The 23006-nt window shown below is 71.0% G+C and carries 22 protein-coding genes and 1 pseudogene; 8 read left to right on the forward strand and 15 right to left on the reverse strand.

Translation table 11 applies throughout. The features are described from left to right. Positions 1-98: 98 nt before the first annotated feature. The 6 genes from ABZ552_RS20870 to cobC all read right to left on the reverse strand — a co-directional run bounded on the left by ABZ552_RS20870 (position 99) and on the right by cobC (position 7871). On the reverse strand, positions 99-2570 hold the full coding sequence (locus tag ABZ552_RS20870) for an FAD-dependent monooxygenase (RefSeq protein WP_281874711.1): 2472 nt from the start codon (positions 2568-2570) through the stop codon (positions 99-101). A gap of 315 nt (positions 2571-2885) precedes the next feature. Further along, positions 2886-4073 (reverse strand): bifunctional RNase H/acid phosphatase, encoded by a 1188-nt coding sequence (locus ABZ552_RS20875; protein WP_281881090.1) that lies wholly within the window; start codon positions 4071-4073, stop codon positions 2886-2888. Positions 4074-4110: 37 nt separating this feature from the next. Beyond that, the gene (locus tag ABZ552_RS20880) at positions 4111-4848 is read right to left on the reverse strand and encodes a C4-type zinc ribbon domain-containing protein (protein WP_281874712.1); all 738 of its coding nucleotides are present in this window, start codon (positions 4846-4848) and stop codon (positions 4111-4113) included. Positions 4849-4920: 72 nt separating this feature from the next. After that, positions 4921-5565 carry a hypothetical protein gene (locus tag ABZ552_RS20885; protein WP_281874713.1) on the reverse strand — a complete coding sequence of 215 codons (645 nt, stop codon included), beginning with the start codon at positions 5563-5565 and terminating at the stop codon, positions 4921-4923. 123 nt (positions 5566-5688) lie between these two features. Beyond that, complete coding sequence (locus ABZ552_RS20890; RefSeq protein WP_281874714.1) at positions 5689-6810, reverse strand: Nif3-like dinuclear metal center hexameric protein; 1122 nt, start codon at positions 6808-6810, stop codon at positions 5689-5691. After that, a complete protein-coding gene (gene cobC / locus ABZ552_RS20895; protein ID WP_281874715.1) occupies positions 6807-7871 on the reverse strand; it encodes an Rv2231c family pyridoxal phosphate-dependent protein CobC in 1065 nt (354 codons plus the stop codon). The genes ABZ552_RS20890 and cobC overlap by 4 nt, the downstream gene beginning before the upstream one ends. Before the next feature lie 44 nt (positions 7872-7915). On the opposite strand from cobC, the gene ABZ552_RS20900 reads away from it, so the two are divergent. Together ABZ552_RS20900 and ABZ552_RS20905 are read left to right on the forward strand one after the other, a co-directional pair. Beyond that, positions 7916-8437: a low molecular weight protein-tyrosine-phosphatase gene (locus ABZ552_RS20900; protein ID WP_281874716.1), complete on the forward strand. Its 522-nt coding sequence runs from the start codon at positions 7916-7918 to the stop codon at positions 8435-8437. Continuing rightward, positions 8437-9333 (forward strand): SURF1 family protein, encoded by an 897-nt coding sequence (locus tag ABZ552_RS20905; RefSeq protein WP_281917000.1) that lies wholly within the window; start codon positions 8437-8439, stop codon positions 9331-9333. Before ABZ552_RS20900 ends, ABZ552_RS20905 begins: the two co-directional genes overlap by 1 nt. A gap of 25 nt (positions 9334-9358) precedes the next feature. Here the strand turns inward: ABZ552_RS20905 and ABZ552_RS20910 are convergent, their stop codons facing one another. Then, a complete protein-coding gene (locus ABZ552_RS20910; protein WP_281874718.1) occupies positions 9359-9757 on the reverse strand; it encodes a VOC family protein in 399 nt (132 codons plus the stop codon). 259 nt (positions 9758-10016) lie between these two features. Further along, on the reverse strand, positions 10017-10934 hold the full coding sequence (locus ABZ552_RS20915; protein WP_281874719.1) for a cobalamin biosynthesis protein: 918 nt from the start codon (positions 10932-10934) through the stop codon (positions 10017-10019). A 147-nt stretch (positions 10935-11081) separates the two neighbouring features. On the opposite strand from ABZ552_RS20915, the gene sigJ reads away from it, so the two are divergent. Then, positions 11082-12041: an RNA polymerase sigma factor SigJ gene (gene sigJ, locus ABZ552_RS20920; protein ID WP_159840242.1), complete on the forward strand. Its 960-nt coding sequence runs from the start codon at positions 11082-11084 to the stop codon at positions 12039-12041. Here the strand turns inward: sigJ and ald are convergent, their stop codons facing one another. Next, positions 12042-13151 carry an alanine dehydrogenase gene (gene ald, locus ABZ552_RS20925; RefSeq protein WP_281874720.1) on the reverse strand — a complete coding sequence of 370 codons (1110 nt, stop codon included), beginning with the start codon at positions 13149-13151 and terminating at the stop codon, positions 12042-12044. A gap of 129 nt (positions 13152-13280) precedes the next feature. Then, positions 13281-14048 (reverse strand): MBL fold metallo-hydrolase, encoded by a 768-nt coding sequence (locus ABZ552_RS20930; protein WP_281874721.1) that lies wholly within the window; start codon positions 14046-14048, stop codon positions 13281-13283. 71 nt (positions 14049-14119) lie between these two features. On the opposite strand from ABZ552_RS20930, the gene ABZ552_RS20935 reads away from it, so the two are divergent. From ABZ552_RS20935 to ABZ552_RS20945, 3 genes are all read left to right on the forward strand, one after another. After that, positions 14120-15067, forward strand: coding sequence for a helix-turn-helix domain-containing protein (locus ABZ552_RS20935; RefSeq protein ID WP_281874722.1), 948 nt, complete (start codon positions 14120-14122; stop codon positions 15065-15067). Positions 15068-15129: 62 nt separating this feature from the next. After that, on the forward strand, positions 15130-15645 hold the full coding sequence (locus ABZ552_RS20940) for a gamma carbonic anhydrase family protein (protein ID WP_281874723.1): 516 nt from the start codon (positions 15130-15132) through the stop codon (positions 15643-15645). 167 nt (positions 15646-15812) lie between these two features. Continuing rightward, positions 15813-15998 carry a hypothetical protein gene (locus ABZ552_RS20945; RefSeq protein ID WP_039803648.1) on the forward strand — a complete coding sequence of 62 codons (186 nt, stop codon included), beginning with the start codon at positions 15813-15815 and terminating at the stop codon, positions 15996-15998. 27 nt (positions 15999-16025) lie between these two features. Here the strand turns inward: ABZ552_RS20945 and ABZ552_RS20950 are convergent, their stop codons facing one another. Together ABZ552_RS20950 and ABZ552_RS20955 are read right to left on the reverse strand one after the other, a co-directional pair. Next, positions 16026-17018, reverse strand: a complete 993-nt coding sequence (locus ABZ552_RS20950) for a GAF domain-containing protein (protein ID WP_281874725.1) — start codon at positions 17016-17018, stop codon at positions 16026-16028. Between the two features lie 128 nt (positions 17019-17146). Beyond that, complete coding sequence (locus ABZ552_RS20955) at positions 17147-17959, reverse strand: SDR family NAD(P)-dependent oxidoreductase (protein WP_281874726.1); 813 nt, start codon at positions 17957-17959, stop codon at positions 17147-17149. Between the two features lie 342 nt (positions 17960-18301). On the opposite strand from ABZ552_RS20955, the pseudogene ABZ552_RS20960 reads away from it, so the two are divergent. After that, positions 18302-18703: pseudogene (locus ABZ552_RS20960) on the forward strand (TetR/AcrR family transcriptional regulator); the annotation flags it as partial. Here the strand turns inward: ABZ552_RS20960 and ABZ552_RS20965 are convergent. Next, positions 18626-20575, reverse strand: coding sequence for an N-6 DNA methylase (locus ABZ552_RS20965; protein WP_281874727.1), 1950 nt, complete (start codon positions 20573-20575; stop codon positions 18626-18628). The pseudogene ABZ552_RS20960 and the gene ABZ552_RS20965 overlap by 78 nt on opposite strands. A 172-nt stretch (positions 20576-20747) precedes the next feature. On the opposite strand from ABZ552_RS20965, the gene ABZ552_RS20970 reads away from it, so the two are divergent. Then, the gene (locus tag ABZ552_RS20970) at positions 20748-21434 is read left to right on the forward strand and encodes a nitroreductase (RefSeq protein ID WP_281874728.1); all 687 of its coding nucleotides are present in this window, start codon (positions 20748-20750) and stop codon (positions 21432-21434) included. Positions 21435-21520: 86 nt separating this feature from the next. Here the strand turns inward: ABZ552_RS20970 and ABZ552_RS20975 are convergent, their stop codons facing one another. Beyond that, entirely contained in the window at positions 21521-22276 is a 756-nt protein-coding gene (locus ABZ552_RS20975; protein WP_281874729.1) for an SDR family oxidoreductase, read from the reverse strand. 243 nt (positions 22277-22519) lie between these two features. Further along, on the reverse strand, positions 22520-23002 hold the full coding sequence (locus ABZ552_RS20980) for a helix-turn-helix domain-containing protein (RefSeq protein WP_281874730.1): 483 nt from the start codon (positions 23000-23002) through the stop codon (positions 22520-22522). Positions 23003-23006: the final 4 nt, after the last annotated feature.

The raw sequence follows: 23006 nt of genomic DNA on the forward strand, positions 1-23006 counted from the left end.
CTGCTACCACACTTATCCAGTTATCGATATCGCGAATCACGGCATCGGCTGTGCCGATGCCGCGACTCTGCTGTTGTATCGCGGTGTATGCGGGCCGGTCAGCAGGCCGACAGCAGCGCGCGCACGCTTTCGTCGGCGAGCCGATCGGCTCGTTCGCGCGAGACCGCGGGCTCGACGTAGCCGATGTTGAGCGACAGCTCGTTGTGCGTCGCGTTGGCGGTGGCCATGATGAAGCCGCTGACGGACATGCCGGAGACGAATTGCGCGCCTTCCAGCTGCCAGGCGCCGATCTTGTCCGGGAAGGGGTAGCTGCCCAGGTAGGTCATGCAGAGATGACCCGGGCCGCGGGTGTCCATGAGCTTCACCGTGGACGCGCTGGCGGCCACCGACTTCGGCGCGGCCACCTTCAGTAGGTTCAGCGCGGACAAGTGATCACGTCGTTGCATCCGCGCGCCGTATTCGCGCTCGATCTCCGCGGCGATCTCCCACAGCGAGGCCCACGGCGCGTACTTCGCCGGGGTGGCGATCATGCCCTGATAGGTGCCGACCTCGGTGTCACCGGCGGCGCCGTCGAGGTGGTCGCGGAAGTTGACCGAGCTGCCGACGGTGTACCAGGTCGCCTTCTCGGTGCCGGCCTCCCTGGCCGCCGCGATCAGCAGCGCGGCCGACAGCGCAGCCTGCAGGCCGACGCCGTGGCGGTCGCATCCCGCGGTGAGCGCCTCGAGCTGGTCGCCGTCGAGGCTGCGGTGCACCACCCGGCTGCGCCGCTGCGCGGGCGGCGCGAGCGTGGTCGGCTCCAGCCTGCGCGGTTTGCGCAGCTGCGACTTCTGGTCGCGCAGAAATGAACTCGCGGTGCGCAGCGCACCGCCGGCACCTTGGAAGCGCGGCGGGAACAGCTCCTCCGGGCCCGGCCGGACCGGCGCGGGCGCGAAGTCGCCCCCTTCCCCGGCGGCCACTTGGAGCACCTGCTTGGCCACCGACAGCGCGCTCTCGCCGTCGGCGATGGCGTAGTGCAGCGTGACGATCAGCTCGTTGGTGCCGTCGGTCTCCTTGATCAGCACCGCCCTGGCCAGCGGGCCGGTGCGCCAGTCGAACGGCTCACGCAATTCCACCTCGTCGGCCTCGGCCAGCCAGTTCGTGCTGTCCTCGGATTCGATCACCCGCAGCGGGATCGGCGCCTGTACCGGCACGAATCGCGGTGCGGTGCCGTCCGGTTCGGCGGCGACGGCGACCCGCAGGAGCGGATGTCGGCGCTGCACCTCGTCCAAGCCCGCGCGAATCCGCTCGACCTCGACGTGTCCGCGGATTCGCACGCGCGACAGGATGTGCAGCGGCGCCAGCTGATCGGCGATCCAGTGCCAGCGCTCGACCGGCGAGAGTGGACGCGGCAGCCGCGCGGTCGGCCCGTCCGGCGCCGGGAAGGACATCGGCTTGCCGAGTTCCCGCAGGAAGAATTCGGTAGGCGCGTGCCGGAAATAGGTGTCGCGCACCCGCACCAAGCGCGGATCGGTGGTCTGTTCGATCTTGGCCAGCGAGGCCGAACCGTTGACGAACATGGCGGTGCGGTCGGCACGCAGCTTCTCGTAACGACGCAGCCCGGCAACCGGATCCAGGGCGTTGCGCAGCACACTGGCCAGCACGACCGCGTCCTCGATGGCGGCGTTGGCGCCCTGGCCGAGGCTGGGCAGCATCGGGTGCGCCGCGTCGCCGAGCAGCGTCACCCGGCCGCGACCCCACTGCGCGAGCGGCGGCCGATCCTGCGCGGGCACGGCCAGGATCGCCGATTCGTCGGTCTGCTCGATGCAGGCGCGCACCTCCGGCGCCCATCCGGCGTACAGGCGCAGCAGGTCTTCCTTGCCGCCCTGCCAGTTCGCGGCCTCGTCGGCGGGCAAGGTCTTGGTGCCCCACCAGTAGACCCGGCCGTGGCCGATGTCGTGGATGCCGAAACGCATTCCGGTGCCCCAGAAGTGCGCCGACAGGCCGCGGGCGACGTTGCGGTGCTCGAACGGGATGCAGGCCAGCCAGCACACGAAATTGCCGGGGCGCGGCTCGGCGCGGCCGTGCAATTGGGCGCGCACCATCGAGTGGATGCCGTCGGCGCCGACGAGCAGGTCACCCTCGGCGACCCGGCCGTCGGCGAACTCGACGCGCACGTGCTCGCCGTCGTCGACGAAGCGGGTGGCTTGCGCGCCGACGAAAGTCGGCGTATCACCGATCGCGCTCAACAGCACGTCGTGCAGGTCGGTGCGGTGCAGCGCCACGGCGGGCGCGCCGAGCTGGGCGTCGAGCCGATGCACCGGGAGCACCCGGATCGGGCTGCCGTCGGGGTTGCAGAAACGGAAGGTCTCGACCCGGCCGCCGCGCTCGAGCAGTTGCTCGTCGAGCCCGAGGCCGAGGGTGCGCAGCGCGTTGATGCCGTTGGCCTGCACGGAAAGTCCGAAGCCCTGCGCCCGCAGTTCCGGACCGGCTTCATATAGTTCGACGCCGAAACCCGCATGCCGCAAGGCGGCCGCGGTGGTGAGTCCTCCGATCCCCGCCCCGAGAACGACAACCTTGATCGGACTGCTCATCGAACCTGCACTCTCATCGAACCACTCGACGGCACAGGTGCTTTCTGCCGCGACGCGGCCCACGGGCCACACTGCCCGCGCGAAACCATCCCAGCGAGCAGCGCTGACCGAGGTCACTGCGTCGACCCCGGCCAAGCAGGCCCCTGGGACGCCTGTGCCTGACCGACGGGAAGCCTACCGCTACTCGGCGCGCAAGGCAGAGTTGAAGTGAGATTCACCGCATCGCGCGAATGTGAAACGCAAATGTGTTGCAATGGGGCATAATTCGCCCTCCGCGCACCGCGTTCGCCCTCGATTCCGGTGCGGCGGAGGGCGTCAGAGGTAGGACGTGTCGTTCACCAGGCGCACCGAAGACCCACCGTCGGGATAGAACTCCGCTATCGATAGCGACGCCAGATCCAGATGCAACCGGTACAACAGCGACGGGCCGGCATCGAGGGCCAGCCGCAGCAGCGTCTTGATCGGGGTCACATGACTGACCACCACCACATTGGCGCCGGGATACCGCTCGACGAGATCGCGCAGAGCCGCGTCCACCCGCGCGAGGACCTGCTCGAAGCTCTCCCCGCCGGGCGCGGCGACGGTGGGATCACCGATCCAGCGGGCGTGCAGGCCGGGATCGCGTTGCGCGGCCTCGGCGAAGGTCAGGCCCTCCCACGCGCCGAAGTCGGTCTCGATCAACCCGTCGTGGATCTCCACCGGGACCTCGAGCGCGCCGGCAGCCGCCTCGGCGGTCTCCCGGGCACGGCCGAGCGGCGAGCTGACCACCGCGGCGATGCCGCCCTTGGCGGCCAGCATTTTCGCGGCGCGGGCGGCCTGTTCCCGCCCGAGCGGGGTGAGCGGCGGATTGCCGCGACCGGAATAGCGGCGCTGCACCGACAACTCGGTCTGGCCGTGGCGAAGCAGCAGCAACCGGGTGGGACGACCGGTGGCCCGGGTCCAGCCCGGACCGTGCTGCGCCGGGGCGGCCTGCTCGGCGTGCACGTCCCTGACTTCATCGATCCAGCTCGGCAGGTCGCGCTCGGTGACCGCGAGGGCCGGATCGGCGGCCTCGGCGGTGCGCGCGTCCGCGGCCGCCGCGCGGTTCTCGGCGACGCCGCTTCCCTCGTCCATGGCCTCGTTGGCCAGCCGGTCGGCGTGCGAGTTCTGCGCGCGCGGAATCCAGCCGTAGCTGACCCGGGTGAATCCGGCGGCGAGCCTGCGGGCCTGGTCGGCGAGCGGAATCAAGGACGCGTGCTTGATCTTCCAGCGCCCGGACATCTGCTCGACGACCAGCTTGGAGTCCATGCGCACGACGACCGACTCGGCGCCCAGTTCGGCCGCCGCCGCCAACCCCGCGATCAAACCGCGATATTCGGCGACGTTGTTGGTGGCCACGCCGAGGAACTCCCGGCGCTCGGCGAGCACCCGGGCGTGGTCGGCGTCGTAGACCACGGCTCCGTAACCGGCCGGGCCGGGATTGCCACGGGAACCGCCGTCGGCTTCGACGATCACCTCGGGCACTCTCATCGCGATCGCCCGGCAACCGGTCGCGACGAACTCACAGCCCCGATTCCTTGGTCCGGACCAGGATCGCGCCGCACTCCGGGCAGCGCACGACCACGTCCGGCGCCGTCTTGGCGATGCGCGCGATCTCGCCGCGATCGAGTTCGATCCGGCACGCGCCACAGCGGCGAGCCTGCAACAGCGCCGCGCCCGCGCCGTGCTGTATGCGCTGCCGGTCGTAGATGGCGAGCAGCTCGCCGGGAACCTTCGCCACCATGCCCGCGCGATCGGTCTCGCAGCGCGTCTGCGCCACGTCCAGATCCGCGAGCGCCTCGTCGCGCTGCCGCCGGGCGGCGGCGAGTTCGTCCTCGGTCTTGCTCAACCGCGCGCCCGCGTGCTCGTAGTCGGCGGCGGAGGCCTCCCGCCGCTCCATCACCTCGAGCAGCTCGTCCTCCAGTACGGAGCGGCGCCGCTGCAGACTGCCCAGCTCGTGCTGGAGCTCCGAAAGCTGTTTGGCGTTCACCGTTCCCGCGGTGAGCATGGCCTGGTCGCGCTCCTCGCGCTTGCGCACCGCCTCGACCTCGCCCTCCAGCTTGCGGATGTCGCGGTCGAGGTCGTCCAGCACGATCTGCACGGCCACCGCGGCGTCGGAGTGCGCGTTGCGCTCGGCTTCCAGCCGCGCCACCTCCTGCTGCTCGGGCAGCACGGTGCGACGGTGCGCGATCCGGGTCAGCTCGGCGTCGACGGCGGCGAGCCGCAGCAGCTCGGCCTGGATCGGGGGTTCGACATTCAACGCGGACAAACTCCTGGGCGGGGTGGACGGGACCGAAGTTCCACCGTACCCCGCCGGATCGGCGAACCGGCGTCAGCCGCCGACGGGGCGAGTTTTGATGGCGTCGCGGGAGATGTAGACGTCGTACTCGCCGGGCACCGCGATCACCGCGTTGCCGTAGGCGGAGCGCACGAACGGCTGGGTCCACCAGCGGCCCTCGCGCATGTCGGCGAAGAAGTCGCTGTCGCCGTCGTTGAGGAAGATCTGGTTCTGCCGGGTCGCGACGCCGTCGAGGCGCTGGCCGTACAGGCGGCTGATCCGGTAGCCGGAATGGAAGCCGAGGGCGTTGACCCACGGCTCCAGCTCCACGATGCCCGCTTGCAGCACCCACATGTCACCTTCGACCCGGTAGGTCCGGCGCTGCTCGGGGTGATCGTCGTCGCCGTACAGGACGAGGTCGACGTCCATCTGGTGTTCCTGCCCCGCCACCGGCTTGGCCACCACGTGCGCCGCCTTGATCTCGCCGGTCAGTCCGAGGTAGGTCTGCAGCAGGGTCGCGATCCACAGCAGCACCGCCGCGACCAGCAGCAGCGCGAGCCCGCCCGACCCGCGCGCGAGCAGCGGCCGCATCCCCACCCGGCGCCACGCGACCAAACCGGAGACGATCAGCGCCACACCGACGACCAGCAGCAGGATCAGCCCGATCTGCACGAGCCCGAAGTCAACCGGGAAGTTCATGCGGTAGTTGTACCCCGCACGAACTACTCGATTCACGCAATCCGCCCAACCCGTCCCGGCTCGGCGCGGACACGCCCCGACACGCCGCTACCACTCCGTCGGCGCGCCAACGGTTTCGGGCGCTCAGCCGGTGCCGCGCACCGTCCACGGGTCGGTGCGCAACGTGGACACCCTGGTCTCCAGGCCGGGCAGAGCGCTGCGCACGACCGCTTCGGCCTGCGCGCACCAAGGGAATTCGGTGGCCCAGTGCGCGGCGTCGACCAACGCGGGACCGCCCTTGCGCAGGTGCTCGTCGACCGGATGGTGGCGCAGATCGGACGTGACGTACACGTCGACGCCGAGCGCGGTGGCCCGGCTCAGGTAGGAGTCGCCCGCGCCGCCGCAGACGGCGACGGTGTAGACGGAGCGGTCCGGGTCACCAGCGGCGCGCACGCCCCATGCCGTGGGCGGAAGCGCGCGCGCCACGCGATCGGTGAAGGCGCGCAACGATTCCGGTTCCGGCAGGGTGCCGACCCGGCCGAGGCCCAGCGACGACGGCAGCTGGGCGCGTTCACCGATGTGGTAGACCGGGTCCTCGCCGGGATGCGCGGCGCGCAGCGCGGCGAGCACGGCGGAACGGGCCGACGAGGGGGCGGCGACCTCCACCCGCTCCTCCTCGGCGTACTGGAGTTCGCCCAAGGTCTCTTGCACGGGCGAGCCTTCGGTCGTCGGGCGGGACTGCGCCTTGGCCGGTACCAGCACCGCGCAGTCGCAGTGGTCCACTCGTCGGCCCGCACCCGCGGCGAAGAGCGCGGCGAGCACCGCGTCGGTGTGCGTGCTCGGCACCTGTATCACCCAGTTGTCCACAGCCGATTCGGGTTTCGCATCCAGCGGGCCGGTGACCGTCAGTCCGAGGGCGGCCGCGAGTGCGTCGGAGACACCCGGGGCGGCGGAGTCGGCGTTGGTGTGCGCGGTGAACAGCGCGCAACCGGAACGGATCAGCCGGTGCACCAGCGCGCCTTTCGGCGTGCTCGCCGCGACGGTGTCGACGCCGCGCAGCAGCAGCGGGTGGTGCACCACCAGGGCCTGCGCGCGCCAGTCGATCGCCTCCTCGACGACCGCGGCGGTCGCGTCGACGGCGAACAGCACCCGGGTCAGCTCCTCGGCCGGGTCACCACAGACCAGGCCGACCGAGTCCCACGGCTCGGCCAGCGTGGGCGGGTAGGCCGCGTCGAGCACCCCGATGAGATCCGCGAGCGTGGTCATCGTCCACCTTCCTTTGCTTCGATCCCGACATCTGCCGACCGGATCGCCTCCACCAGCAAATCGACCTCCGCCGCACCGCGGACCGCGACGCGCAGATGGTCCGGGCCGAGGCCGGGGAAGGTGTCCGCGCGCCGGACCGCGATTCCCGCCGCGGCCAAGTGCTTGCGCAGCAGTTCGCCGTCCGGGACGCGCAGGAGCAGGAACGGCCCCTCGGCCGGAGTGTGGACGGCGATGCCGAGGCCGGTCAGGCGCTCGATCATCGCGGCGCGATGCACGGCGAGCGTGCGCGCGCAGCGCTCGGACTCGGTCACGGCCGCCGGGCTCGCGGTGGCGGTGATCGCCTCCAGTTGCAGCGTGCCCAGCGCCCAGTGCGGCCGCCCTGCGCCGAGGCGCGCGAGAACGTCCGGTGCTCCCAGGAAATAGCCGCAGCGCAGGCCCGCCAGCGCCCAGGTCTTGGTGAGGCTGCGCAGAACGAGCAGGTCGGGCGCGGGGTCGGCGGCGAGGGATTCCGGCTCGCCCGCGACCGCGTCGGCGAAGGCTTCGTCGACCACGATGACGCGGCCCGGCCTGCGCAGGGCGCGGATCGTGTCGGCCGGGTGCAGCACCGAGGTCGGGTTGGTCGGGTTGCCGAGCACCACCAGGTCGGCTTCGGGGGGCACCGCGCCGGGATCCAGGCGGTAGGGCGATTCCAGAACGACCCGGGTGACGGGGACGCCGGCCTCCCGCAACACGAGTTCCGGCTCGGTGAACGACGGGTGCAGCACCGCGGCCGAACGTGGCGCGAGACGGGGCAGCAGCGCGAAACCTTCGGCCGCCCCTGCCAGCAGCAACACCTCATCCGGGACACGGCCGTGCCGGGCCGCGACCGCCCGGCGCGCGGCCTCGGCGTCCTCGGCGCTGGGATAGCGGCCCAGATCGGACAGCCGCCCGGCCAGGCGCAGGCGCAGCCACTTCGGTGGCGCCGTCCCTTGGACGTTCACCGCGAAATCGAGCATGCCCGGGCGCGCGTCCACGTCGCCGTGGTGACGCAGTTTCGCGCGATCGACGGTGTCCTCGGCCACGAGATCACACCCTACGTGGCGCTGCGGGAGCGGGACCGGCCAGAATGGCAGGCGTGGGTCAGCTGCACGTCTCGTTCGTCTGTACCGGCAACATCTGCCGCTCTCCGATGGCGGAAAAGATCTTCGCCTCGCACCTCTACCGGGCCGGGCTCGCCAACCGGGTGCGGGTGAGCAGCGCGGGCACCGGGTCGTGGCACGTCGGCGACGACGCCGACCCGCGGACCTGCGCGACCCTGCGCAAGTACGGATACCCGACCGGCCACGTCGCCGCCGTGTTCGGGGCCGAGCACAGCGACGCGGATCTGGTGATCGCCTTGGACCGCTCGCACCAGCGCGACCTGGCCCGGCTCGGCATCCCGGCCGAGCGACTGCGGTTGCTGCGTGCCTTCGACCCCGACGCCGACGGCCAAGACGTGGCCGACCCCTACTACGGCGACGCGACGGACTTCGAACTCGTGCGCGCGCAGATCGAGGCCGCCGTGCCCGGCCTGCTCGACTGGGTGCGCGCCGAATTGGCCGCCGCCGAACCGCCCGATCCGCGCCTCGTCTCCGACGAGCGATCCTGATGCGCAGGCTCGCCTTCCTGCTGCGCCCCAGCTGGCTGATCCTGGCGGTGCTGGTCGCCGCGTTCGCCTACCTGTGCTTCACCGTGCTCGCGCCGTGGCAGCTCGGCAAGAACACGGCCACCTCGCACCGCAACCAGTTGATCGCCGACTCGGTGAAGGCCGAGCCCGTGGACGTCACCACCGTGCTCTCCGGAACCGGCGAGCACACCGAGTGGCGGCGCGTCACCGCCTCCGGCAGCTACCTGCCGGACTCCACGGTGCTGGTGCGGCTGCGCCACCTCGACGGCGCTCCCGGGTACGCGGTGCTCGCGACGTTCCGGCTGGACGACGGCCGCGTGCTGCTCGTCGACCGCGGACTGGTGTCGGCGGTCGACGGCACCCGCCCGCCCCAGGTCCCCGAGCCGCCCGCGGGACCGCAGCGCATCGAGGCCAGGGTCCGGATGTCCGAGGGCGTCACGCCCGGCAAGGACCCGAGCGTCCAGGACGGCTATCGCCAGGTGTACTCCATCGACACCGCCCAGGAATCGACGGTTCTGCGACAACCCCTCACCGCCGTTCCCACCGGCGGCGAACGCGGCGGCTACCTGCAGCTGAGCGAGAGCCAACCGGGCGCGTTCACCCCGACTCCGCTCCCCCAGCTGGACGCGGGCCCCTACCTGTCCTACGGCCTGCAATGGCTGGCCTTCGGCATCATGGCTCCGCTCGGCCTCGGCTACTTCGTCTACGCGGAGATCCGCGAACGACGGAAGGAGAAAGGCTCCGCCGCCGAGCCGGTACGCGCGTCCCCCACCGAACGGCCCCGATCCGAACCGGTGGCCTCGACCACTCCGACCGCACCCGCCGCACCGACCACGGAAGCCCGCCTCGCCGACCGCTACGGCCGCGGCCGCGGGTGAGCACCCCGATTCGGCGTTCGTCGAGTCAGGAACGATTCGGCCCCAGTAGGTCCCACCGGTTACCCGCGATGTCGAGGAAGACCGCCACCCGCCCGTACGGCTCGTCGCGGGGCGCGCGCACGAACTCGACACCGCGCGCGACCATCCGGTCGTACGCCGAGTGGAAGTCCTCGACCTGTAAGAAGAAGCCGACCCGGCCCGCGACCTGCTGCCCGATCACCGCGGTTTGCGCCGCACCGTCGGCCCGGGCGAGCAGGATGCCCGATTCGGCGCCGGGCGGGCGCACCACCACCCACCGTTTCGCGCGACCGTCGTCGGTGAGCGCCGCCGAGTCCTCGACCAGCTCGAATCCCAGTGAATCGACAAAGAAGGCGATCGCGGGGTCGTACTCCGCCACGACGATGGTCATCAGTCCGATCCGCATCGCGGAAGCCTATCCGGATCAGCACGCGGGCTTGCGAGGCCGACGGCACTCGCGCCGGTCCCTGGGAGCCCGTCCAGGTGCTCTGCCCGCGTGCCATGTCTACGGCGTGCCGCGCGACATGGGCGGGCTGTCTCCGCGGACGACCGGCGAGCGAACCGACAGCGCGTTGGGAGCGTGTGTCGTGCGGTCGCGCGACCGGGCCCGCCGTATGCGCGGTGCGCATTCCCGCTGGAGCGCGGCGGCGGCCCGGTCGGACCACTCAGCGCCTGGTCAAGGCGACGGCGGCGGCGAGCAGCGTGGCGGCAAGCTGCACTGCTTCGGAAAGACGGACCGCGCGGCGCAGGTCGTGCACCGTGGGAGCCGGGCCGTCCCCGAGGATCGGGCGCATCTCGACACCGTGCGGGTACTCGGTACGGCCACCCAGCCGGACGCCGAGCGCCCCGGCCATCGACGCTTCCACCACCCCCGCGTTGGGGCTGGGATGGCCGGCCGCGTCCCGCCGCCATGCGGCCAGGGCGGCAGCGGGCCCGCCACCGATCAAGGGGGCGAGGGCGGCGGTGAGCAAACCGGTGATCCGCGCCGGGATCAGGTTGGCCGCGTCGTCGACGCGGGCGGCGGCCCAGCCGAAACGCCGGTAGCGCTCGTTGCGGTAGCCGATCATCGCGTCCAGCGTGTTGACCGCGCGATACCCGAGCAGACCCGGGATGCCCGCCACCGCTCCCCACACCACCGGCGCGACGGACGCGTCGGAGGTGTTCTCGGCGATGGACTCCAGTGCCGCGCGAGCGAGCCCGTCCGCGTCCAGCGCCTGCGGATCGCGGCCACAGAGAGAAGGCAGGAGCGCGCGAGCGCCGTCGAGGTCGCCACCGGCCAACCGGTCGGCCATCGCGCGACCGGTCCGGGCCAGACTGCGTCCACCCAGCACGGTCCAGGTGGCGGCGGCGGTCGCGGCCACGCCGCCGCGCCGCACGGCCGCCCCGAGCCCGACCACCGCGCCGACGGCCAGCGTCTCGTGCAGCAACCCCGCCGCGCGCCGGTCGGCGTAGGTCACCGACTCCAAAGCCGCCACCGCCGAGCCGAATCCGGCCACCGGATGCCACCGGCGCGGATCCCCGAACACTCGATCGAGCGCGAATCCGAGCAGCAAACCGAGCGCGGTGGAGGTCCCCTTCTGCACCCGGCGACAGTATCGGGCGCGCGTCGACCGGCGCGCGCGGCCCGGACCGCCCGCCCCCGTGTCACACTCTGTGCCCCTGCGTCGTCGACCCGGTGACGCATCCATAGACTCGCCCGGCGGGGCCCGAACGACGAACGGCGAACAGCAGTGACTTCCGAACAGCCTTCCCCCGAGTCCCTCGACCAGGCCGAGCTGGCGCGGCGGTTCGAGGAGCACCGCCCCTATCTGCGCAGGCTCGCCTACAGCACGCTGGGCAGTCTGAGCGACGCCGACGACGTCGTGCAGGAGGCGTGGTTGCGATTGCAACGCCAGTACGAGGCGGGCGCCGCGAGCGAGATCGACAACCTGCGCGCCTGGCTGTCCACCGTCACCGGCCGGCTGGCCCTCGACCACCTCGGCTCCGCCCGCGTCCGCCGCGAGCAGTACGTCGGCGAATGGCTGCCGGAGCCCGAGGTGACCAGCTGGGACGACCCCGCCGACCGGATCACGCAGGACGAGCGGGTCACCACCGCGCTGCTGGTGGTGCTCGAATCCTTGTCCCCGGCCGAGCGCACCGCGTTCGTGCTCCAGGACGTCTTCGGCATGAGCGGCCCCGAGGTCGCCGAAGTGGTCGGCCGCACCCCGGCCGCCGTCCGCCAGCTCGCCTCACGGGCCCGCAAGCACGTCGAGCAGGGCACGCCGCGCTTCCCGGCCTCGCCGGACGAGCAGAAGAAGGTGGTGTCCGCCTTCTCGGTGGCCTGGCGTTCCGGCGACCTCAGCGCCCTGCTGGGTGTGCTCGACGCGAACGTCAGCCTCACCGCCGACGGCGGCGGCAAGGTGCCCGCGATCCGGCAGCCCGTGCGCGGCGCCGAACTCGTGGCCAAGCTGCTGCTCGGCTGGTACCACTCGCCGTCCGCGGTCGGTGGCTGGGGTCGCGCGGTGCTCGTCAACGGCCAGCCCGGCCTGGTGGTGTTCGACGGCACCCACACCGGCGTGTTCTCCTTCACCGTCGACGACGGACGCATCGTCGCGATCGACGTGGTCCGCAACCCGGACAAGCTTCGCGACCTGCCCACGGACGGTATGCCCGACTGGTTCATGGGCGAGGGCCGCACCGAGCAGGAGTAGTCAGCCCGCGACGCCGAGCGGCCGCGAATACCCGTGCGCGGCCGCCACTTCCGCCGACAGCAGCCGCCCGGCGTCCGCGGTCAGCCCGTGCGCCAGATCGGGATGTGTGGCGCATGCCTCCTGCCAGCCGAGGTCGGCGATCGCCCGCACGTAGGGCAGGGTCGCGTTGGTGAGCGCGATCGTCGAGGTGTGCGGCACCGCTCCCGGCATATTGGCCACGCAGTAGAACAGCGAATCGGCCACCCGGAAGGTGGGATTGGCGTGCGTCGTCGGGTGCGCGGAGGCGAAGCAGCCACCTTGGTCGATGGAGATGTCGACCAGCACGGCACCGGGGCGCATACCGGCGACGAGGTCGTCGGGAACCAGTTCCGGCGCACGCGCCCCCGGTACCAGCACCGCGCCGATCACCAGATCGGCCGACAGCACCGCGCGCCGGATCTCGGCGGCGTTCGACGCGACGGTGGCGATCCGCCCGTCGAAGCGAGCGTCGAGCTCGCGCAACCGATGCAGGTTGGTGTCCAGCACACTGACCCGCGCGCCCATGCCGACGGCGACCGCGGCCGCGTTCGACCCCGCGACGCCGCCGCCGAGCACCACGACTTCCGCCGGGCGCACGCCCGGAACGCCGCCGGGCAGCAGCCCCGCGCCGCCGAGCGGGGCCATCAGGTGGTACGCGCCGACCTGGGCGCCGAGCTTGCCCGCGATCTCGCTCATCGGGGCCAGCAACGGCAGCGACCCGTCGGCGGCGCGGACCATCTCGTAGGCGATGGCGGTGATACCCGAGCGCAGCACCGCGTCGGTGCAGTCGCGCGAGGCCGCCAAGTGCAGAAAGGTGAACAACACCTGCCCGCGGCGCATCCGCGGGTACTCCGGTGCGATCGGTTCCTTCACCTTCAACACCAGCTCGGCTTCCCGCCACACCTGGTCGGCGTCCGGGACCAGGCGGGCTCCCGCCGCGGCGTAGTCGGCGTCGGGGAAGCCCGATCCGACGCCCGCGCCCGCCTGCACCAGCACGTCGTGTCCCTGCCCGGCCAGTTCCCCGGCGCCCGCCGGAGTCAGGGCCACTCGGAACTCCTGCTCCTTGACCTCCTGTGGTACTCCGATCCTCATACCGTCATCGTCGCCCCGGGGCGGGGCCCGCGCCACGATCGACGCGCCGAGCGCGCACCGCGACCACCCGCGACCCGCGCCGGGGCGAGTTTCTCGGCACGTTGCCCAGCTGAGCGCGGGCGGCCCGCCTCACACGGTGGCCGGGCGACCCAACGGCGGTATCCGCAACTGCTCGGCGCGGCCGCCGAAACGGAAAACGTGCCCCAGGTAATCGAGCGTCTCGCTGAAATGCGCCCAGCCATCGGAGTGGACCGGCACGATCACCGCGTCGCCGAGTACTTCGGCCGCCTGTAGCGCGGTGCGCGCGTTCAAGGTGACGTCGGTGTCCCCGAAACGTCCGACGTTCGCGCCGCCGACGTTGAGCACGGCGATGTCGATGCGGCCGATCCGTTCGGTGATCTCCCGCACCACGTCCACGGAGGCGTTGTCACCCGAGACGTACACCGTCGGCTCCCCGTCGGCGCGCAGCACGAACCCGGTGACGATCCCGCTGAACGGCTCGCACCCCTCCGGTCCGTGCAGGGCGGGCACACCGGTCACCCGCACTCCGTGCACCGTCACGGTCTCCCAGTTCTCCAGTCCGCGCACACCGTCGATGCGGGTGGCGGCGCCGGGCGTGGAGAGCACGGTCGGCACGGTGGTCAGCAGCTTCCGGCCGGAGTCGTCCAAGTTGTCGGCGTGTTCGTCGTGCGAGAGCAGCACCACGTCCACCGGGCCGACCTCGTCGGCCGACACCGCGGGTCCGGTGAGCTTGTGCAACGTGACGGGCCCTGGGTAGTCGCCCGGCTCGTCGAAGGTGGGGTCGGTCAGCCAGGTGCGGCCCGCGTAGCGGAACCGCAGGGTCGGACCGCCGACGTGCAGGATTTCCAGGCCGGTGCGTTCGATCGTGTCGCTCATGTCGTTGATCTTGTCCCGCCCGCAACGGCGACAACAGTGGCCCGAGAGCCGCTTACCGTTAAGATCGGGCCATGCGCACCGTGGCCGTGTTGGCGTTCGACGGGATCAGCCCGTTTCATCTGTCCGTGCCCAGCCTGGTCTTCGGCCGGGTCGGCGTCGAAGGGCCCGCGCCGTATCGCGTGGACGTGTGCGCCCAACAGCCCGGAAGCCTGCGCACACCGGCGGGCTTCGACATCCACGTCCAGCACGGCCTGGAGACGCTGACCCGCGCCGACACCGTCGTGATCCCGAGCTGGCGTTCCGGCGAACCGTTGCCCGGCGAACTGCGCGCCGCCCTGCGAACCGCCCACGCGGGCGGCGCCCGGATCGTCGGCCTGTGCCTGGGCTCGTGGGCGGTGGCGGCGAGCGGGCTGGCCGACGGACGGGAGGTCACCACGCACTGGGCCTCCGCCGCCGAGCTGGCCCGCGCGTTCCCCGCGGTCCGGGTTCGCGCCGACACGCTGTGGTCGGATCTGGGCGACGTCGTGACCTCGGCGGGCGTGGCCGCGGCGCTGGACTGCTGCCTGCACCTGGTCCGCCGGGATCTAGGCAGCAAAGCGGCCACCGAACTGGCCAGGGCGCTGGTCACCGCTCCGCACCGCAGCGGCTCACAGGCGCAGTACATTCCCGTCGCGGTGCCCGAGGCCGCCGACGACGATCCGATCGAGCGGGCCATGGTCTGGGCACGGACGCATCTCGGCGATCCGGTCGACCTGGACGGCTGGGCCCGCGTCGCGCTGATGTCGCGGCGCACCTTCACCCGCCGCTTCCGCGATCGCACCGGCACCAGCCCCCAGCAGTGGCTGCTGCTCCAGCGCACCGACCGGGCGCGGCTGCTGCTGGAGTCCACCACCGACACCGTGGAACGCATCGCGGTCGACACCGGCTTCGGCACGGCGATGAGCCTGCGCCACCACTTCCACCGCATCCTCGGCACCAGCCCCGCCGCGCACCGCGCCAGCTTCCAAGGGCAGAGCTGACCGGAGATCCCGCCGCGCGGGCCGTGGGCGGCCCGGACAGCGGGGCGGCTAAGTTCGTGACCATGCGGATTCAGCTGGGCGAACATGCGCCGGAGATCGAGGAGAGCGCGTGGATCGCGCCGAACGCCACGGTGATCGGCCGGGTGCGGCTCGGCGCCGAGGTCAGCGTCTGGTACAACGCGGTGCTGCGCGGTGACCTGGAGACGATCGAGGTCGGCGCGCGCAGCAATATCCAGGACGGCTGCGTGCTGCACGCCGATCCGGGCTTCCCGCTCACCGTCGGCACGGGGGTCTCGGTGGGACACAATGCGATCCTGCACGGGTGCACGATCGGCGACGACGTGCTGGTCGGCATGGGCGCCACCATCCTCAACGGGGCCGTCGTCGGGCCGGGCAGCCTGATCGCGGCCAACGCGCTGATCCCGGAAGGCGCGCAGATTCCGCCGGGCTCGCTCGTGGCGGGCGTGCCCGGCAAGGTGCGCCGGGAGCTGCGCGCCGAGGAGCAAGATCGCATTCGCCTGAATGCGTCTGTCTACCTAGCAAATACAGCTCAACATCGCACGGCGAATGAGGTGTGAAACACGACACATCGCTCGAGGGTCCAGTACGGTTCGCTGATAGCATTCAGCCAGCGTGCCCGGCGACCCGGGCTCTCCTGTCGACACGGTTGTCGTGCGACTTGTAGCGCAGTGGGGAACCCACCCGGGTCGGTGGGTGGGTGAGCGTGCAGGCAGGAGGTATCACGGTGTCGTACGTGCAGTCGGGTGTGCACGGGCCCAAGGGCCGGATCAGCGTCGCCGACATCGCGGCCCAGCCCGGGGGAGTCGAGGCACTCCAGCGCCGGGTTCATGAGTTGCGTTCCCGCGGCGTGGATTTCGCCGCGAATGCGATCGAGAAGGAAATGGCCGAGCTGGATCTGCCGCGCCAATGACTTCGACGCCACGGTCACCGCGGCCGGCTATGCCGCGGTGACCGTGGCGAGTCCGGCCGTGGTGTGCTGATCCAGCGCCATCAACGCGGCCCGTATCCGCACCGGTTGCCAACCACCGTCCAGTCGCCGCAGGCGCACCGTCCCTTCCGTGCGATGCCGCGCCAGGTCTCGTGACATGGTCTTCGCGGTCGCCAGGTCCTCCGGATGAATCTGCGGCCTCGGCTGCCCCGGGAGATCCTCCCAGGCGATGTCCGGCATGGGCTGACCGATCCACCGGATCAGCCGCAACGAGCGCAGGTTGACGATCGCGCGGTACTCCCCGGGTTCGGTGGCGGCTTCCAGCACCGCGTACTCCAGGATCGTCGGCGGCGGGGCGGCGGAGACCGCGGTGGCCGCGCCGATGTCCTGCGTCACGCCGCGCAGCAGCACGTGCCGTTCGCCCGCGTCATCGAACTCGGTCACGATCCGGCAGGCGAAATGCCCCGCCCGCAGGGCGCCGTCGTCGCGCCGGATGGTCCAGACCGCCTGATGCTCGGTGCCCGGCGCGGAGTTGACGATCTTGGCCAGCGCCTCGCTCTCGTCGCGGTTGGTGACCAGCCGGGTGAACGCGCCTGCGATGGCCAGCTCGGCGGCACGGTCTCGCGGCGCGACGCCGTACAGGTCCAGCAGGTCGATGCTGCGCACCGAACGATTGGTCGTCAGGTCGAAGTGCCAGGCACCCATCGGGTCGGCCGCCGCGACCGCCTCCTGCCGCGGGCCAACCCACAGTCGCACGGCATGCGTCTTCCCCGGCGCGATCAGCAGCGGCTCGGCCCGCACCGTGCGCCGCCCGTCACCCGAGACCCACCCCACCGGCACGCCGGCGGCGCACGCCTGCCGCATCGCGGACTCGGCGTCGGCCAGCGACGCCGGATTGCGCACGATATTGGTCAGCGGCACGAACGATTTCGGCGCCGACCCCACCGCGATCACTCGTCCCGGAGAACCCGAGAAACATTCGAGGAGAATCCATTTCGTCACCGCTGACGCCCCCGCGCGCCGTCACCGGCGCGGCGCGGAGCGTCGACCAACCCCCATAACGTGAGATACGTTCTACCAGTTATCATTTCGACATCCCCGTCCCTGACCGCGGATCCGTGCGCGCGGTCTCAGGAACGGAATACCATGTCCAGCACCTTCTCGTGGCAGGACCCGGCGATCCGTGTGACCAGGTCCACAACGACGGCGTCCAGTCCGACCAGCACCTTCGCCTCGCCGCGCGCGGCGCCGCGCAGAATGGTCCGCGCCGCGGCGGCCGGGCTGGTCCGCGCCACGTGCCCTTCGAATCGGCGCACCACCTGCCCCGCGTCGACCCCCGGCGCGAGGCTCGCCGACCGGGCGATCCCGGTGAGCACGCCGCCGGGATACACCCCGGTGACCCGCACCGACCCGCCCGCCGCGCGCATGTCCTGGCGCAGCGAATCGGTGAAGCCCCGCACGGCGAACTTCGCCGCGTTGTACGGCGCGTGCCGCGCCACGGCCACCAACCCGAAGGCCGAGGACATGTTCACCACATGCGCGCGATCGGCGGCCAGCAGATGCGGCAGGAACGCCTTGGTTCCGTTGACCACGCCCCAGAAGTCGACGGCCATGACCTCTTCGAAATCGCTGAACGGCGACTCCAGCACACCGCCGACGTGCAGGATGCCCGCGTTGTTGAACAGCGCCTCGACCCGCCCGTACCGTGCGACGGTGCGCTCCGCGTAGGCGAACACGGCCGCGCGATCGGTGACGTCCACCGTGCTCACCGCGGGCTCCCGGCCCGCGGCGGCGCACAACCGCGCGGTCTCGGCGACGGCCTCCGTCGATTTATCCGACAGTGCCAACCACGCCCCCGCACCGGCCAGGGCCACCGCCAATTCCCGGCCGATACCCGCGCCCGCGCCGGTGACCGCCACTACGCGATCCGCGAAATACCCCACCGTTCAACCCCTTTCCGCACCGGCCGAGGAAGCGGCCGGACGTCATCCACAGGCTAGCCAGTCGGATCTGGACACGCGACCTGCTCGACGGGATCGTGCGGTCGGGCAATGCCCGGTCCCGCTGCGCCCGCCCAATGAAATAATGGACGTTCCCGTCCGCACCCGTCGCGAGGCCGCGCCCACCGGCCACGGCCCGGCCACCGCGCCGAACCCACTGGAGATCCGATGCCAACCATCTCGCCCATGCTGCAGCGCATCCTCGAGAAGCCGGTCGCCGACGGCGAAAAGCTCCTGGAAAGCGCGCTGTCGGCCTTCCTGGATTTCGGCATCAAGCGGACCAGCATGGGCGAGATCGCCCGCCGCGCCGGAATCAGCCCGGCCACGCTGTACCGGCGCTACGAGTCCAAAAACGATCTCGTCGAGGCGGTCAGCGTCCGGGAGGCACAGCGCTTCGTCGCCTCGATCGAGAAGCAGGTGCACACCGTCTCCGGAAACGACGATCAGCTGGTCGAGATCTTCGTGGCGTTCATCGGCGCCATCGCGGGCAACGAACTGCTGCGCAGGCTCCTGCGGACCGAGCCCGACCTGATCCTGCCCCGGCTGACCACCGAGGCGGGGCCGATCCTCGCCGTCGGCCGCGACTATCTGGCCGAGAAGCTGCGCGAGTTACGGAATGCCGGTGGCACGCACGACTTCGACGCCGATCTGGTCGCCGAGATCATGGCCCGGCTGGCGCTGTCGCTGGCCCTGACCCCCGACGGCCTGATCCCGGTCAGCGACCGGAACGCGGCGCGCGAATTCGCCCGCCGCACCCTGCTGCCGATGGTCGGCGTCCGGGTCGACGCGTAAACCGACACCGAACGCGGCGGCCACCCGCTCGTCGAGTTCGGCCCGCGCCGCCGGATCCGGCGTCCGGCCCTCGACGAACTCCCGCACCAGGTCGATCACGTCCGCCGACCGGGCGGCCGCGGGATCGGGCACCGGCAGCCGCGACACGTACTGGGTGATCCAGCGCCGCCGGCCCGAGTACAACCGATTGCCACAGACCACGTCGTAGAACCGCAACCCCAGCGCCGAATTGGCCACGCCCATCAACAGATACGCGAGGCGCGTCGCCTCGGCGGGCGCACCGGCCAGATCGGGCAGCGAGATCCAATAGCAGTCGCCGTTGACCACCGCGCCCGAACTGTCCAGCGCGAAGCGGGGGCGGTCGCTGATATCGGGGAAGACCAGTTTCGGCTCCCGCCACAGATGCGGACGCTGCGGAACCCAGATCTCGTACCAGGCGCGACCGCTCTCGGCGACATAGCGTCGCCCGGCCAGCGTCTCCCGATGCGAACGCAGATACGCGGCGGCGCCGGGATACTCCTCCAGATCGATCGGCGTGCGACGCGCACTGGCCAGGTCGTAGGGGTAGAGCACGCGCACGTCGCGGGCGCGCGCAGTCCGCCACGGCGCGAGGTCGTGGTGCGTGATCAGATCGAGCAGCAGTTCGGGCTCCGGGCACGGGTCGGCCTGCGCCCAGCGGTCGGAGATGAACACGCGGTCGGCGGTCGTCTTGATGCCGACCCGGATGCGCGCGAGGTCGCCGAAACTGCGCCAGGTCGTCGTCGCTATCCGCGCCAGCCACGCATCGATCGCCTCGTGCGACATCCGCCACGCCGCCTCCGTCTCGCCGCGGCGGGTCGTTCGTCCGGCGGCGAGTTCCGGCGGCCCGTCGCGCGTCACCGCGCCGATCGCGCTGTCGCCGCGGCTCCTACCGGCTCCGGAACTGCCGACGGGCCCGCATTCGGTCACGAGCGTGCCGACCTCGACCACGAACGTCCGGCCGTTGTACGCGACGATCGAGCCGTCTTGGCCGACCAGCGCCTCGAACAGCGTTCCGGCGCCGGGTTCAGCGCCGCTGACCTCGTAGGCGGAGACATAACGGCAGCGGTCGTCGCGCTCGGAACGGCGCGCGATGGTGATCGCGGGGAGGACGGCGGCGGTGAACAGTTTGGTGTCCCCCAGGTCGTACAGCTCGACGGGAGCCAGGTCGGTCAGCAGCAACCGCCGGATATTCGCACCGGCCTTCGTGGTCAGGAATCGGTTGGCGCACAACAGGCCCAGCACACCTCCCGCGGTCAGCAGGCGGGGCAGCGTCGCGACGAACGGGTGGGTCAGATCGATCCGCCCGCGCAGATCGAACCGCTTGCTCAACAACCGCGCGGTCGATCCGCCCAGCTGCTGGGTACGCACATACGGCGGGTTGGTGATCACGGCGTCGAACGAGCCGTCCGGGAGCCGCGCCTCGACGGCGAGGAAATCGGCCCTGCGCCAGTGCGCGGCGATCCCCGCCGCACGGGCGCGCTCGCGGGCGACCGCCAGCGCGTGGGCGTCCAGGTCGTAGCCGATCAGCACCAAGCGGACACCGGGGAACCGGGTCGCGGCCTCGCGATGCACGGCGAACAGCAATTCACCGTCGCCGCAGGCGGGATCGAGCACGCGCAGCACGCCGGCGTCCGACGGCTCGACATGGCGCAGTAGCCGTTGCGCGAGAAACCGGGCCAGCACGGGTGGTGTGTAATGCCTGCCGTGCCGCTTGCGGTCCCGCGCGGCGGGGGCTTCGGACGCCATATCGGGATTCTGCCTGCTGCGGCCGCGCCGATCGCCGCAACGGGGCAACTGGATCGCGCGATCGCGCGCGTCGCGATCGACTCGCCCGGCACCACCGCGGCCAGTGCTTTCGCGCCGAGGGGTTCGATGCTAGCGTTCGGTCTCAAAATAAGACTCCCAAAGGAGGCGGGGGATGACCGTGACGACCGACGACTTCGCGGCGCTGACGCGCGTGCTCGACGAGCGGTGGACCTGCAGGCAGTTCCGTTCCGAGCCGGTCGAGCGCGACACCATCCGCGCGTTGCTGCGGCTGGCTCAGCGGACGCCGTCGTGGTGCAACACCCAGCCCTGGCAGGTCGTGGTGACGGAGGGCGCCGGAACAGATCGCTTCCGCAAAAACCTCATCGAGCACATCGCGACCGCTGTCCCCGCACCGGATTTCGAATTCCCCGCGCAATACACCGGCGTGTACCGGGAGCGCAGGCGCGAATGCGGGAAGCAACTGTACGACAGCGTCGGCATCGCAAAAGGCGATCACGAGAAGACCATGCGGCAGGCCGTGCGGAATTTCGAACTCTTCGACGCGCCGCACGTCGCGATCGTGACCAGCGAAGCGGATCTGGGCGTCTACGGGGCGGTGGACTGCGGGCTCTACATCGGCAGTTTCCTCTTGGGCGCGCAGAGCCTCGGCCTCGGCGCGGCGCCGCAGGCCGCACTGGCCTCCTACTCCCCCTTCATCCGCGACTATTTCGGCATTCCCGATCACCGAAAGGTGGTCTGCGGAATCTCCTTCGGCTACCCGGACACCGATCACCCGGTCAACGGTTTCCGCACGACACGGGCGGAGCCGGACGAAGTCGCCACTTGGTTCGCCGAGTGAGGTCTCGGGCCGCGGGCTCCGCCACCGCCCGACACTGCTCGGTGGCGGCGGAGCACGCACGATGGCCCCTGGCCCCGGCGGTCGTGTCACCAGGGCAGCACGCCGTATTCGTCGTCCCCGGCAGCGCCCCAGCGGTATCCCCACAGCTGCCCGCTCGGTCCGTCGGCGGGCAGCGTCGCGAGACGCACGGCGACTTCGGCGCCCTGCGCGGCTGTACGAAAACCGCTGTGGCCGTTGAAGTCGGTCGCACAATACCCGGGGTTCGCGGCATTCACCTTGATCGGGGTATCCCACAACTCCTTGGCATACATCGCGGTCACCATGGTCAGCGCGGTTTTCGAGGACGGGTATGCGATCGCGGCCATCGGCCACATGGGCCCGTCCGGATCCATCATCAAGGCCAGTGATCCGACCTCGCTGGACACGTTGACGATTCGAGCGGCCTCGGCCCGGCGCAGCAGCGGCAGCATCGCATTCGTCACCGCGACGACACCGAAGACGTTGGTCTCATAGACCTTTCGCAAGGTGGACAGCGCGGTGGACGACGGTTTGCCATCCCCGTCGAGGCGACCGGCGATGCCCGCGTTGTTCACGAGCACGTCGAGCTCCCCGAACTCCTCCTCGATTCGGGCCGCCGCCCGCGCGACCGAATCGGCGTCGGTGACATCCAGTCGCACGAAGTGCGCGTCGGCGCCCTCGGCGTTCAACTTCTCGGTGGCCGCGGCGCCGCGGGCTTCGTCCCTGGCGCCGACCAGGACGGTCGCGCCACGTGCGCCGAGTTGCCGAGCGATTTCGTATCCGATGCCTTTGTTGGCGCCGGTGATCAATGCGGTTGTCGTCACACCACGAGGCTGTCATCCGCCGCTGCCGCCGGGGAGGACCGATTTGTACCACCCCCGGACGGCGATCGTGGGCCAAGCATGCCAAGTGCTGCACATCTCCGACACCGATCAACGCATGATCGTGTACTGCGCGACACCGGGGTCACCCACCGCCCGGATCTTCGACGCGCTCGTGCGGACAGGCCACTGACGCGCGTCTTCCGGCCACCCCAGCACCGACGGCATCGTCCTTTCGAGCATGCCTCAGCGCGTGCGACCGGCGGCCTCCGCACCGGCGGCGCCGAGCAGGCCCGGCCCCGGCTCGGGGATGACCTCGCGCGCGGTGAGTTCGGTTCCGCACGAGTCGCATTCGAGCCGGATGTGCGCCTCGCCCGGGCAATCGCGGTGGCCGTAGCGCACCGGCGGACCTTCGGGCGCCATGTAGGTGTCGCCCCAATCGCGGATGGCCAGCAGGATCGGGTAGATGTCGTGGCCCTTCGGGGTGAGGCGGTACTCCTCGTGCGCACCCACGGCAGCCTTCTGTTTGACGAGGATGCCGTTGTCGATCAGCCGGTCCAACCGATCCTGCAACCTGCTGCGCGAGATGCCCAGTGCGCTCTGGAAAGCGTTGAACCGCCGGATACCGGAGAAGCACGACTTGAGGATCAGCAGCGTCCAGCGGTCACCGAAGATCACGAGTGGGCGCGTGATCGAGCACGGCACATCGGCCAGTTCTTCGTAGCGCACCTTC

The sequence above is a fragment of the Nocardia sp. NPDC019219 genome, from assembly GCF_040632645.1.
Taxonomy (GTDB): domain Bacteria; phylum Actinomycetota; class Actinomycetes; order Mycobacteriales; family Mycobacteriaceae; genus Nocardia; species Nocardia sputorum.

Excerpts from the sequence above, each read along its gene's own strand:
- ald (WP_281874720.1), bottom strand. The coding sequence starts at position 13,151 with ATGAGGATCGGAGTACCACAGGAGGTCAAGGAGCAGGAGTTCCGAGTG.
- ABZ552_RS20910 (WP_281874718.1), bottom strand. The coding sequence starts at position 9,757 with ATGCGGATCGGACTGATGACCATCGTCGTGGCGGAGTACGACCCCGCG.
- ABZ552_RS20890 (WP_281874714.1), bottom strand. The coding sequence starts at position 6,810 with ATGACCACGCTCGCGGATCTCATCGGGGTGCTCGACGCGGCCTACCCG.
- ABZ552_RS20935 (WP_281874722.1), top strand. The coding sequence starts at position 14,120 with ATGCGCACCGTGGCCGTGTTGGCGTTCGACGGGATCAGCCCGTTTCAT.
- ABZ552_RS20970 (WP_281874728.1), top strand. The coding sequence starts at position 20,748 with ATGACCGTGACGACCGACGACTTCGCGGCGCTGACGCGCGTGCTCGAC.
- ABZ552_RS20885 (WP_281874713.1), bottom strand. The coding sequence starts at position 5,565 with ATGAACTTCCCGGTTGACTTCGGGCTCGTGCAGATCGGGCTGATCCTG.
- ABZ552_RS20930 (WP_281874721.1), bottom strand. The coding sequence starts at position 14,048 with ATGAGCGACACGATCGAACGCACCGGCCTGGAAATCCTGCACGTCGGC.
- ABZ552_RS20965 (WP_281874727.1), bottom strand. The coding sequence starts at position 20,575 with ATGGCGTCCGAAGCCCCCGCCGCGCGGGACCGCAAGCGGCACGGCAGG.
- ABZ552_RS20905 (WP_281917000.1), top strand. The coding sequence starts at position 8,437 with ATGCGCAGGCTCGCCTTCCTGCTGCGCCCCAGCTGGCTGATCCTGGCG.
- ABZ552_RS20870 (WP_281874711.1), bottom strand. The coding sequence starts at position 2,570 with ATGAGCAGTCCGATCAAGGTTGTCGTTCTCGGGGCGGGGATCGGAGGA.
- ABZ552_RS20900 (WP_281874716.1), top strand. The coding sequence starts at position 7,916 with ATGGCAGGCGTGGGTCAGCTGCACGTCTCGTTCGTCTGTACCGGCAAC.
- ABZ552_RS20940 (WP_281874723.1), top strand. The coding sequence starts at position 15,130 with ATGCGGATTCAGCTGGGCGAACATGCGCCGGAGATCGAGGAGAGCGCG.